We start from the raw sequence: 11,698 nt of genomic DNA, 5'->3' as shown, positions 1-11,698 counted from the left end.
TTTGATAGCGATCGTTTCTCATGACGCTGGCGGAGCTGAGGTCCTTTCCAGCTATATTAAGAAATATCCGGGCAATTATCTTTTCGTATTGGATGGCCCGGCGGTTTCGATCTTTCAAAAAAAAATAGGCGAGTTAGAAATTTTGTCTTTGAAAGATGCATTAAAGAAAGCGGAAGAAATTCTTACGGGAACCAGTTGGCAATCGGATCTTGAAAAGCGGGCGATTCTTTTGGCAAGGAAAGAGGGAAAAAGATCAATCAGTTTTTTAGATCATTGGGTAAACTATAAGGAAAGATTTATATTTCAAAATCAAGTAACATTACCAGACGAGATATGGACTGGGGACGATGATGCTTTTCAACTTGCCCAGAAAATTTTTCCGGAAACTCTAATTCGAAGAAAAGAAAACCCATACTTTGAATCGCTGAAAAACGAACTCACAATATATAAGAAAGAAAAAAAGAGCGGAGAAGGAGATCGTATTCTTTTTGTGTGTGAAAATATCAAAGACCACGGAGCTGCAACGAAGGCGACTAATGGTGCTGATCCTTGGGGTTTTACTGAAGAGGATGCAATCCTCTATTTTTTTAAACATTTGGGAAAGATTTCAGGAAGAATGGAGTCGTGTGTGTTTAGGCCTCATCCTTCAGATCCAATCGGGAAATACGATTGGATCTTAGAAAAATATCCGGATCAGAATCTAAGAATAACGAATCAAAAACCTCTTTTACAACAGGTAATGGAAGCGGATATAATTGTTGGTTGCGAAAGTATGGCTATGGTAGTCGGAGTAATCGCCGGTAAGAAGGTTATCAGTTGTATTCCACCGGAAGGAAAGAAATTATCACTTCCGCAGAAAGACATCGTGGAATTGCGGTTTATAAATTCATTACGAATATAATCAGGACTCATGATGGATAAAAACATTACGTGGCTCGACCATAAGGTAACTAAAGAGGACAGGTCGAAAATAAAAATGCAAAAACCCTGCTTGCTCTGGGTGACTGGATTGAGCGGTTCAGGCAAATCGACTATCGCAAATGCACTGGAAGCATTCTTAAACCAAAAAAAATATCATACGTTTCTTCTCGATGGTGATAATCTAAGATACGGTTTAAACAAGGATCTTGGTTTTACGCAAGAAGATAGAACTGAGAACATCAGACGGACCGGGGAAGTCGCGAAACTTTTTACGGAAGCGGGTGTAATCGTAATCGTCTCTTTGATCTCTCCCTATAGAAAAGATCGACAGACCGTTAGAGATCTTTTTGATAAGGGAGAATTTATCGAAATCTACCTTTCGACTCCCCTAGAAATATGTGAGAAGCGAGATCCTAAGGGACTTTATAAGAAAGCAAGAGGTGGAGAAATTCCTAACTTTACCGGAATCAGCTCTCCTTATGAGGCGCCCTTACAACCTGAAATCGAGTTGGATACAAGTAGACAGAATGTCGAAGAGACAGTGAAAATTTTATGCTCGTATTTATATGAAAAAGGGATCATTCAAAGTTAATTTGAAAAATATAATATGAATAATTATCACGAATTAATTCGAAAAATATCAGTGTTAGATCGATGTCACGCTGGTCCTGAAATGGAAGAGGCTTATGACGAGTTAGTTTCCTTTTATCCAAAATCCCGGAAGATTCAATATCCTTCCTCCGAGAAAATTTATCACTGGGAGCTACCTCCTTACTGGGATTGCAAGCAGGCTGTGCTAACTGGGCCTGATGGAAAAAATATCGCTTCGAAGGCAGAATCTAATCTTTCTGTCTATAGTTATTCACCTTCATTTGAGGGTGAATTGACTTTAGAAGAATTAAAGCCTCATCTTTTTACTAATCCCAAAAAGCCAAAGTCGATTCCTTTTCATTTTCGAAATCAATACCGTCACAGAAACGCGGAGTGGGGCTTTTGTTTACCTTTTGAAATTTATCAATCTCTAAAACCCGGTAAGTATAAAGTGAAGATAGAAAGTAACTTTGATTATCAGGGAAAGATGACTCAAGCTGATTATTCCAAAAAAGGAGATAGTCCGAAAGAGATCATCTTTATGGGTCATTTTGATCATCCCGATCAGGTAAATGATGGACTATCAGGTTGCGTGGCTTCCTTCGAGGTTGTTCGAAGGTTACAAGATCGAAAAACAAAGTATTCTTATCGGGCGTTTGCAAGTGTAGAAATCGTTGGATCTGTTGCCTATCTCTTCCATGAAAAAGACATTGCAAGCAACTTAAAGGGTGGATTGTTTCTCGCATTAGTAGGCACGAATGAAGAGCTGATATATCAAAGTAGTTTTTATAATCAATCAAGAATCGACCGAGCTGTTAAGAACGTTCTTGATCCGAGGCAGGAGAAAAATATTCTCTATTCGCACAGAGAAAAAATTGGGAACGATGAGAATGTATTTGATGCCGTTGGTTATGAGATTCCAACGGGAACTCTATTGAGATGGCCGTTTGAAAATTACCATACGAGTGATGATAATTTTCAAAATTACAATCCTAATTCAACGGAAGAAATGATCCAAAAGACACTAGAGGTCATCGACATTATCGAATATGATGCGATTGTAATTCCAAAGTTTAAGGGAATTCCATCTTTGGCAAGTCCTGAGATCAATCTCTATCTTTCACCTACGAATATCTCTCAAACTCAAGATCATTCCGCAAAAGAAAAATATGGATCGAGATTGACTGATGACATTCTTCGTTACGTCGAAAGCGAATCGGATCTTCTCTATCATTTTATGAGAATTGTTTTACGCCTTGCCAACGGTAAAAATACGATTTTGGATATTTGCGAAAAAACAAAAATGCCATTTAGTTTCGCATACTGGTATGTTAAACAGCTGGAAGAGAAAGGATTAGTAGAGCTAAAGGACGTGGATTTATTATGATTTTTGTTAGTGGAATGTTTCGGTCGGGGACGACTTTTTTTGCTCGTTTACTTAATAAAACAAAAGAAGTCTCTTTTGCCTCGGATCCTTTTTTTGCGGTTTTTAAGGACTTTCGAAATACCTTATCCAGGGATAAGAAACATCTTCTTGATCCCAATGCTCCTTTAGAGGATTACTATTTCGATGAGGAGAAAAACTCTTTTTTTCACGATCTGCAGAATACCCCTTTTAGTGAATTAAATATACCTGATCTCGCGTATTTGAAAAAGTTTACAGAAGTTTCGAGTCAGCCGTATTCTGAACTCCTTTCAAAACGAATTCCGGAGATAGCCGCGAAAACTTACGGAGAGTTTCTAAAAAAAGGGGCCGCGTTAATTCTTGAGACTTATGGTTCCAAACAAGTCGCCGGATTTAAAGAGGTGTGGGCAAACGAATTTGTACCTCATATCATTGAATTATTCGGCGAGAAGACAAAGATCATTCAAATTGTAAGGGACCCTCGGGCAATCGCCGTTTCAAATTTCTATTCCGAAGGTCGTTATCCTTTGCTTTTTTTGGGTAGACAATGGCGCAAACTTGCTTCGCTTTCTTATCACTATTCTAAAAAGTATCAAAACGTTTTAACCGTAAAATATGAAGATCTAATCGGTTTTCCCGAAAAAACCGTTCGAGATCTTTGCACTTTTTTAGAAATCGAGTTTAATCCTTCTCTTTTGGATACGAATGATATCAAAGACGGAAATAACCAGAGATGGACGCAAAATTCTACGTTCCAAGAAGGAGGTTCTGAAGGATTTAATCAGAAGTCGATTCACAGATGGATGGAAAAGATCGATCCTAAAACACGAAAGGCTATCGAATTCTTAACTTATCCTGAAATGCAATTGATGGGTTATTCTTCCTTCGAGTTTTCTCCATCCGAAAATCTTAGTTATGAAATTTTAGAAGACGAAAAAGAAAAACTTGCTAAATGGATTCTTCCATATTCTGAATTCGATTTTCCGAAAGAATTTGAAAAAGAGAAAAGCCGATTGGAAAGCTTGAATCAAAAAATCGAACCAAAGGTTCAGAAATCTTTTTTTCTATTTGGGGAAATTTACGAAGCCTGTAAATCCTTATTCGAAAAATGAAATATTGCAAAATATGCCTACAACCCAATACCAGGGTTAACGAAATTTTCTCCGAGAAAGGTTGTTGTTCCGCGTGCGAAAACCATTTCCTACAAAATAATATCAATTATTTAGAAAGATTTGATATTCTAAAAGAAATCATATCGAAGTATCCACGTAAAAAAGGAAAATACTTTGATTGTATAATCGGAGTTAGTGGAGGAAAGGATAGCACGCGTCAGGCTATTTGGGTACGCGATAAGTTAAAATTGAAACCTCTTCTTGTTTGTTTGAGCTATCCCCCCGAACAAGTGAGCGAGCTTGGTGTAAAGAATATTTCCAATTTAATCAATCTTGGATTCGATGTAGTCTATTCTGCACCTGCACCGGGAGTTTGGAAAAATCTAATGCGCGAAGCCTTCCTTCGTTTTGCAAATTGGGCTCGATCAACCGAATTAGCGCTCTATAGTTCAGTCCCGAAAACAGCGCTCGCTTACGAGTTGCCATTGATTTTCATCGGAGAAAATCAGAGTTTAAGGGATCGTAAGACGATTTCTCCGGAGCGTCCCTGGGAATACAATAATCTGATGTCTATGAATACCCTCGCCGGAGGAGATCTCACCTGGATGCGAGAGGCAGGTTTTTCGGATCAGGATCTTATTGCGTATGGTTTTCCAGATGCTTCCGAGGTTCGGTCCGGGAATCTTAACGTGATCGACTTAGGATGGTTTATCGGAGATTGGGATAATTTAGGAAATGCGAAGTTTTCTACTGCATACGGAATCAGCATTCGTGAAGACGGAATTGAGAATATCGGCGATCCTATGGGGGTTAGCGCACTTGACGAAGATTGGGTGACCCTCAATCAAATGATAAAGTATTTCAAGTTCGGCTTTGGCAAAGTCACAGACTATGTAAACGAAGACATTCGAGCAGGAAGAATGTCTAGAGAGAAAGCGATCCCGATTGTCGAGGCTTATGACGGAGCTTGTTCATCAAAATATATCGAAGGGTTTTGTGAATATATCGATATTACCGTCGGGCAGTTTTGGGAAACCGTTATATCCAACGTTAACCGAAATCTTTTCGAAGTAAATGCACCTTCTTTTCAAAACATTCATCGTAAATACAAAGTAGGTATCGGTCTTTGAAACGTATTAAGGTAGCTATTTTAGATTATGAAGTTGGAAATCATAGTTCGGTTAAGAATTGTTTGGATCGACTTGGTTTTATTACCTATGTAGCCTCTGATATTTCTGACTTGCAGAAAGCAGATCTTCTCATGTTACCCGGAGTCGGTGCGTTCCACACCGCGATGTCCAACTTACAGCGTATGGAGTTGGCCGATTATTTAAAAAAATGGGTGATAGAGGGGCGCCCACTTTTGGGAATTTGTTTAGGAATGCAGGTTTTTTCCTTTTCTTCCACGGAGGGAACGCTTGAAAAAGGACTTGCGATGATCGAAGGAAACGTTAGATCCCTTTCTGAACAAAATACTTTTCACATTGGTTGGAACGAAATAAAACTAACACAGCCTGATTCTTTTTTTTCAAAATTCGACGGCGGTTACTTTTACTTTAACCATTCTTTTGCTTATGAAGCTGATACTGAAGGCGCGGTTTCCAATACATTTTACGGAAGAAGTTTTCCTTCGATAGTAAAACACGGGATGGTAGTCGGTCTACAGTTTCATCCGGAAAAGAGCCAAGATCTTGGGAAAGAATTACTTTCCGGTCTCATTCGGGAGATGGTCCATGGGTTTTAAAAAAAGAATGGTCGGTATGATCGTGGTTTTAGAAGAACTTGCTGTTCAGTCCTTCGGCTATCATCGTTATCTTCCATTAGGAAAACCGCATGTAATTGCCGAAAATTTGGACCGATGGGGGGCCGATGAAATTACTGTTCTTTGTATCGATCGATCTCGCAAAGACCTTGGTCCAAATCTCCCACTCTTAAAATCGGTAGCCGAAATGGTTTCCACTCCTATTGCTTATGGAGGCGGAATTAGAAATTTGGATGATGCCTTGCAAGCAATCCACGCAGGAGCTGATCGCCTCGTAATCGATGAGTTGTTTCATTCTCGTCCGGATGAGGTTTTAAAAATCGCGGAAGTTCTCGGAACACAAGCCGTCATTCTTAGTTTGCCGGTCACCTTAGATCGGGGAGATCTTCTTCATTATCGTTATTCAACAGGTAATTTGAACTTATTTCATTCTCACGATGAAAAGTTTAGTAAAATGGAATCCTTTTCGGAAATATTCCTAATCGATTTTCGAAACGAGGGGAATAGAAATTCCTTTGACGAAACATTGCTCGATCATTTTTCAACGGAACAATCAATCATCGCCTTTGGCGGTATAAGCGAACCAGAACAAATGAAACGAATTTTTGAAAGACCGCAAGTTTCAGCGGTCGCGTGCGGGAACTTTTTAAGTTATGGGGAACACCGTCTTCAAGGTTTGAAGGAAAACTTAAGCGAGTCCTTGCTTCGGAAACCTGTATATAAAACCCATTTTTCATGATGAACTTTAGAGAAATTAAATTTTGTAAACGATGTCTCTACTCGACAGATCATCCTTTCGGTTTGATTTTAGATCACGAAGGTGTTTGTAGCGGTTGTCGGATCCATGAGGAAAAAGATCAGATCGACTGGCAGGAGCGGAAATTAAGAATCCAAAAATTAGTGGAGCCTTATCGTAGCAAATCCGGGAAGAACTATGATTGTATAGTTCCCATATCGGGAGCTTCCGATTCTTACTATATAGTACATCTTGTTAAAAATATTCTCGGACTTCACCCATTGTTGGTGACTTATAATAAATATTATAATACGTCTCTTGGGATCCGCAATTTATCAAATCTTAGAAGAAAATTTAATCTGGATATTCTGATTCAGAATGTAAATCCGGAATCCGTTAAAAAAATAACGAGGAGAACCCTCGCTGAATACGGTTCCGTATATTGGCATTGTATTGCTGGGCAGACTGTTTTTCCTGTGCAGACTTCCGTTAGATATAGAATCCCTTTGATTATCTGGGGCGCACATCAAGGATTAGAACAAGTCGGTATGTTTTCACATCTCCACGAAGTGGAAATGTCAAGGCGGTATCGGAAAGACCATGATCTATTCGATGTGGAAGCAGATGATATGTTGAGTATTTTCGGTAGTATAACCGACGAAGACATATGGCAATACCGTTATCCTGACGATTTCGACTTACATTCGAATGGCACGCGTGGAATTTATCTCGGAAATTATTTCCGTTGGGACCCAAAGGCTCAACACGAGGAAATGATCGGGCTTTACGATTTTAGAACTACAACTTTTAACAGAACTTTCGATCAGTATGATTTTGTAGATTGTTATAATTACATGAATCTTCATGATTTGCTAAAGTTTTATAAAACCGGTTATTCGAAGATTACGGATCACGTCTCGCGAGAGATTCGACACGGACGGATTTCAAGAAAAAAGGGAATAGAACTCGTTCACCGTTACGAGAATCAGGAGATAGAACATCTTGGGCTTTTTCTTGAATGGCTCGGTCTTGATTCTTTATCGATGCAATTTTTGATGGATCGTCACAGGAATCAAAAATTCTGGGAAGAGGTAAGTTATCGGAAGTGGAGATTTAAAGGCCCTTCTACTTTCTTATCTCCAAATACTTCCGTCGAAAAGTCCGATCTTTTATATGTTTCCAATCCAATTTCAAAGACTGAAGATCGATATGTTACGATTGGAAAAGGTTATCCCGATGTGTGAGTGTTTAAGATGAGAAAAATCGTAGTTATTCATATAGACGCGCTAAGAAGGGAGTATTCTTCGGCCTGGCTTTTGGGAGAAGCGTTTAAGAAACAAGGGTATAGTGTTTTTCTGACTTCGCGAACTTCCACCGATTATTTTTTGAGATTGATCGTTCCCGATATTCTGATCCTTTCGCATCCTTTCGTGTTACCGCAGGAAAAAATTCGGAATCTCAAAGAAAAGGGAACTAAAATCTATGTTACGGAGGTAGAAGGTATCGTTCGGGTTGATCACGATATTTCTGCCACTTATCCAGATTATATCCAGTTTTCTAATTTTGAAAAAATCTTTGTTTGGAATGATTGGAGTAAGGTTTGGCTGGAAAAAAATCGAAAAGTAAAACCTAACCAGGTCATCGTATCCGGTTGTCTTCGGAACGACCTGATTCAACATATTCAAAAAAAGGCTTCGAACAAGAAAATCGGAATTTTGGGAAGGTTTGAATTGATCAATCCTTTCGACGGTAGACACGCGTTTGAGAATCTACGTTATATGGAACAGAGACATATCGAACGATGGCACGTTGATTTGGATTCCTTTTTGATCGTTCGAGATCTGACCCGCTTCCTAATAGATAACGGTTATAAAGTTTCTTTCCGTCCGCATCCTAACGAGAAAATCTCGAGTTACGCGATTTTTAAAAACTTCTTCGGACCATCCTTTGAAATCGACACCAATTTCGATTATTACAGTTGGTTGCAAGGACTGGATAAAGTAGTAGGGACGGTATCTTCGGCTTTTTTAGAACCTTATCTCATTGGAATTCCAGTTGTATGTATCGATCAACTTTTTGATTATAAAGGCCCACCTAATTTAGAAGAATGGAGAAAAAGAACGCGGGAAGGAAGTTACGTTCCCAATACTTTTAAAGACTTGGAGAAGTTATGCCTTGATTCGTCTTTAGCTCCGAAGCGATCCAAAAAGCTAGATTCTTATATTTATGAATTGTATCAAATGAAGAATGTTTCTAAATCCGATTCTTTACATTCGATCGTAGCGGTGATCGCAGAAGAGAATCGTTTGGAACCTTTCCGATTTCGCATTCCAAACTTGTTTTCGAATTTTTTTAGACTGATTCTCGACGTACTCGTAATTCTCCGTGCGCAAATTCAAAACAAAGGCGCTTGGACGGTTAACAATATTAAACAATACGATTATAATTTATTTTTGCATAGACCGAATGATTTTATGAAAAAGCTAAAAGCCGAAGCGCTCGATTGAATTTCAATGGACTTTTTCAAGAAAGCCTTGTTCTTAGATCGGGATGGAATCATCAATCAAGAGACAAATTACGTCCATAAAAAGGAGCAGGTGATATTTATAGACGGGATTTTTGAGTTAACGAAGATCGCAAAGTCCAAAGGATATAAAATTTTCGTAATCACCAATCAAGCAGGAATTGCAAGAGGATATTATACTGTTCGTGATTTTATCAATTTAAGTAAATGGATGCGAAAGGAGTTTCAAAAAAAAGATACTTCGATCGATCATTTTTATTTTTGTCCGTTTCATTCCGAGTACGGAATCGGAATTTTTAAAAAAGAGAGCGAATTTAGAAAACCAAATCCGGGTATGATTTTGAAAGCGCGCGATCGGTTCCTTTTAGATCTAAATTCTTCAGTGTTGGTTGGAGATCGTTACACGGATTTTTTGACGGGTAAATCCGCCGGTGTAGGCACTAACTTGATTCTTACGAGCGAGGAAGATGAGTATAGGTCAGTGCCGGTTTCGTCAAGGATTTCTTCTTTGTTCGAAGTGATTCCCTACATCGTATAATCAGAGTATGAAAATGAATACACCGATGTTTATTCTCGCGGGCGGTTTTGGAACACGTCTGAAATCGGTCGTCTCCGAATTACCGAAACCATTAGCACCCGTTGAGGGAAAACCCTTTTTGCAATATTTATTAGAACGATGGATGGATCAGGGGCTTTCTTGTTTCGTATTACTTCTTCACCATAAGGCGGATCATATCATACGCTTCATTCAAGAGTATCAAAATGAACTTCCGAAGTCCGTGGATTTTTTCTTTGTTACGGAAAGTGTACCCTTAGGAACCGGCGGTTCTGTAGCCAATGCGGTAAAAGAACTCCGGTTTGAGGGAGATTTTTTTGTATCGAACGCTGACACTTGGCTGGGGCCGAAAAGCGTATCGAAGATGGCTGACTCGATTGGATATGGAATCGGAATCACCGAAGTAAAAGACGCTTCGCGTTATGGACTGGTTGAAGTAAATGATAAGAAAATCGTTCAATTCCATGAAAAGACTGGTTCGATTGGAGGCGGGTGGATCAACGCGGGAGTTTACAAATTGGGCTCGTCCCTTTTCAAGGCTTGGGATCGAAAACCGTTTTCGATGGAAGTCGATCTTTTCCCGAAAATTATCCTCGATCACGGACTCAATGCGATTGAGTTAGAATCGGAATTCATTGATATTGGAATTCCGGAAGATTATTCTCGATTTCAAAAATGGATTCAATCCGGTAAGAGTTTTCCTTTATGAATATAGAACTATTTTTAATCGATCAGAATGCTTCCTTACGTGAAGCCCTTGCGAAAATCGAAGCTAATAAGCACGGGATCGTGTTCGTAACTAACGATTCGATGCAAGTGATAGGAGTCGCCACTGACGGCGATATAAGAAGACAACTTCTGGAAGGGTTGAATTTAGATTCTCAAATTCTTCGTTGCGCGAATAAAAATTTCACTTGGGCGAATGAAAATAGCACGAGAGAGAAGTTATTAAAACAGTTGGATTCAAGAATTCGTGTAATCCCGATTTTACGAGAGGATAAAACATTATTCTCCTTTGTAAGCCGTGACGAACTTCCTTTTCAGGAAGAAGAAAAAGTTTATGCAAGAGCGCGTTCTCCCGTAAGAATCAGTTTCGGCGGCGGGGGGTCGGATCTTACGCATTATTTTAGCGACGATCGCGGAGCCGTAATCAATACCACAATTTCCTTATATTCTCACGCGACTCTACGCGTTCGTGAAGATAAAAGAATTTTGATTCGGTCAAAAGACATCGGCGCTTCGATCGAATTTGAAGATCTTGATTCGGCGGTCGTTTTCGAAGATAAGTTTCGTTTGATCCAAGCAGTGATCAAGGTAGCAAAACCGGATTATGGATTCGAGCTGTTTATCTACTCCGACTTTCCTATGAATTCTGGTTTAGGCGGCTCCGCCGTAGTCTCGTCGGCGATCCTTGGATGTTTTAATCAGTTTAGAAGGGACAAATGGGATCATCACGAAATCGCGGAGTTGGCATTTCAAGCCGAACGGTTGTATCTAGGGATTTCCGGTGGATGGCAGGATCAATACGCCACAGTTTTCGGCGGATTTAATTTTATGGAATTCCAGTTGGAACAAAACATCGTACACCCGCTAAGAATCGCGAGAGATACGATGATAGAATTAGAAGAATGTTTGCTTTTATGTGATACAAAAACTACACACGATTCAGGAAATATCCATGACGACCAACGAGTGCAGATGCAGAAAGAGGACGTCAAAAGGAAAGTTTTCGAGAACGTCGAATTGACTTATGAAATGCGGAATCATCTATTGAGAGGGCGTTTGTTTCAATTCGGAAAATGTCTTCATAAAGCCTGGGAAATCAAACGTGGTCTTGGAAAGAAAATCACAAATAGCACGTTAGATTCGATTTACTATGGTGCACGGGAGAACGGAGCCATCGGGGGGAAACTTTTAGGAGCGGGAGGCGGAGGTTTTTTTCTTTTTTATGTTCCACCTTTTGCAAAGAACGATCTGATGGATTGGGTAGAAAAACAAGGCTTAGGTTATAAACCTTTTCGGTTCGATTCTGAAGGCCTACAGGCTTGGACGGTAAGGGAAATAAAAAATCACGAGGATATGAAAGGCTAA

At 39.5% G+C, this 11,698-nt stretch carries 12 protein-coding genes; all 12 read left to right on the top strand.

Annotation, left to right across the window (positions count from 1 at the left end):
- Nucleotide 1: 1 nt before the first annotated feature.
- From JWG45_RS09220 to JWG45_RS09165, 12 genes are read left to right on the top strand one after another with little or no spacing between them, the layout of a single operon-like run.
- Nucleotides 2-901, top strand: coding sequence for a hypothetical protein (locus JWG45_RS09220; RefSeq protein ID WP_205279466.1), 900 nt, complete (start codon nucleotides 2-4; stop codon nucleotides 899-901).
- Nucleotides 902-910: 9 nt separating this feature from the next.
- Nucleotides 911-1,513: an adenylyl-sulfate kinase gene (gene cysC, locus JWG45_RS09215; protein WP_205279465.1), complete on the top strand. Its 603-nt coding sequence runs from the start codon at nucleotides 911-913 to the stop codon at nucleotides 1,511-1,513.
- A gap of 15 nt (nucleotides 1,514-1,528) precedes the next feature.
- On the top strand, nucleotides 1,529-2,899 hold the full coding sequence (locus tag JWG45_RS09210; RefSeq protein ID WP_205279464.1) for a DUF4910 domain-containing protein: 1,371 nt from the start codon (nucleotides 1,529-1,531) through the stop codon (nucleotides 2,897-2,899).
- Nucleotides 2,896-4,029, top strand: coding sequence for a sulfotransferase family protein (locus JWG45_RS09205; RefSeq protein ID WP_205279463.1), 1,134 nt, complete (start codon nucleotides 2,896-2,898; stop codon nucleotides 4,027-4,029). Before JWG45_RS09210 ends, JWG45_RS09205 begins: the two co-directional genes overlap by 4 nt.
- Nucleotides 4,026-5,159, top strand: coding sequence for an N-acetyl sugar amidotransferase (locus JWG45_RS09200; protein ID WP_205279462.1), 1,134 nt, complete (start codon nucleotides 4,026-4,028; stop codon nucleotides 5,157-5,159). Before JWG45_RS09205 ends, JWG45_RS09200 begins: the two co-directional genes overlap by 4 nt.
- Nucleotides 5,156-5,773, top strand: a complete 618-nt coding sequence (hisH, locus tag JWG45_RS09195) for an imidazole glycerol phosphate synthase subunit HisH (RefSeq protein ID WP_205279461.1) — start codon at nucleotides 5,156-5,158, stop codon at nucleotides 5,771-5,773. The genes JWG45_RS09200 and hisH overlap by 4 nt, the downstream gene beginning before the upstream one ends.
- Nucleotides 5,763-6,530 carry a HisA/HisF-related TIM barrel protein gene (locus JWG45_RS09190; RefSeq protein WP_205279460.1) on the top strand — a complete coding sequence of 256 codons (768 nt, stop codon included), beginning with the start codon at nucleotides 5,763-5,765 and terminating at the stop codon, nucleotides 6,528-6,530. The genes hisH and JWG45_RS09190 overlap by 11 nt, the downstream gene beginning before the upstream one ends.
- Nucleotides 6,527-7,771, top strand: coding sequence for an N-acetyl sugar amidotransferase (locus JWG45_RS09185; protein WP_205279459.1), 1,245 nt, complete (start codon nucleotides 6,527-6,529; stop codon nucleotides 7,769-7,771). The genes JWG45_RS09190 and JWG45_RS09185 overlap by 4 nt, the downstream gene beginning before the upstream one ends.
- A gap of 9 nt (nucleotides 7,772-7,780) precedes the next feature.
- Nucleotides 7,781-9,034 (top strand): glycosyltransferase family protein, encoded by a 1,254-nt coding sequence (locus JWG45_RS09180; protein WP_205279458.1) that lies wholly within the window; start codon nucleotides 7,781-7,783, stop codon nucleotides 9,032-9,034.
- 6 nt (nucleotides 9,035-9,040) lie between these two features.
- A complete protein-coding gene (locus JWG45_RS09175; protein WP_205279457.1) occupies nucleotides 9,041-9,589 on the top strand; it encodes a D-glycero-alpha-D-manno-heptose-1,7-bisphosphate 7-phosphatase in 549 nt (182 codons plus the stop codon).
- Nucleotides 9,590-9,602: 13 nt separating this feature from the next.
- Nucleotides 9,603-10,316 (top strand): sugar phosphate nucleotidyltransferase, encoded by a 714-nt coding sequence (locus JWG45_RS09170; RefSeq protein WP_205279456.1) that lies wholly within the window; start codon nucleotides 9,603-9,605, stop codon nucleotides 10,314-10,316.
- Nucleotides 10,313-11,698 (top strand): GHMP family kinase ATP-binding protein, encoded by a 1,386-nt coding sequence (locus tag JWG45_RS09165; RefSeq protein WP_205279455.1) that lies wholly within the window; start codon nucleotides 10,313-10,315, stop codon nucleotides 11,696-11,698. Before JWG45_RS09170 ends, JWG45_RS09165 begins: the two co-directional genes overlap by 4 nt.

The organism is Leptospira ainlahdjerensis, from assembly GCF_016919175.1.
Classification (GTDB): domain Bacteria; phylum Spirochaetota; class Leptospiria; order Leptospirales; family Leptospiraceae; genus Leptospira; species Leptospira ainlahdjerensis.
Note: the sequence above shows the minus strand (reverse complement) of the source record. Positions and strands in the feature narration are given on the sequence as shown.

What these genes read in the sequence shown, in the direction of transcription:
- JWG45_RS09210 (WP_205279464.1), top strand. Translation starts at nt 1,529, where the DNA reads ATGAATAATTATCACGAATTAATTCGAAAAATATCAGTGTTAGATCGA.
- JWG45_RS09190 (WP_205279460.1), top strand. Translation starts at nt 5,763, where the DNA reads ATGGGTTTTAAAAAAAGAATGGTCGGTATGATCGTGGTTTTAGAAGAA.
- JWG45_RS09185 (WP_205279459.1), top strand. Translation starts at nt 6,527, where the DNA reads ATGATGAACTTTAGAGAAATTAAATTTTGTAAACGATGTCTCTACTCG.
- JWG45_RS09170 (WP_205279456.1), top strand. Translation starts at nt 9,603, where the DNA reads ATGAATACACCGATGTTTATTCTCGCGGGCGGTTTTGGAACACGTCTG.
- JWG45_RS09175 (WP_205279457.1), top strand. Translation starts at nt 9,041, where the DNA reads ATGGACTTTTTCAAGAAAGCCTTGTTCTTAGATCGGGATGGAATCATC.
- cysC (WP_205279465.1), top strand. Translation starts at nt 911, where the DNA reads ATGATGGATAAAAACATTACGTGGCTCGACCATAAGGTAACTAAAGAG.
- JWG45_RS09165 (WP_205279455.1), top strand. Translation starts at nt 10,313, where the DNA reads ATGAATATAGAACTATTTTTAATCGATCAGAATGCTTCCTTACGTGAA.
- JWG45_RS09205 (WP_205279463.1), top strand. Translation starts at nt 2,896, where the DNA reads ATGATTTTTGTTAGTGGAATGTTTCGGTCGGGGACGACTTTTTTTGCT.
- JWG45_RS09200 (WP_205279462.1), top strand. Translation starts at nt 4,026, where the DNA reads ATGAAATATTGCAAAATATGCCTACAACCCAATACCAGGGTTAACGAA.
- JWG45_RS09180 (WP_205279458.1), top strand. Translation starts at nt 7,781, where the DNA reads ATGAGAAAAATCGTAGTTATTCATATAGACGCGCTAAGAAGGGAGTAT.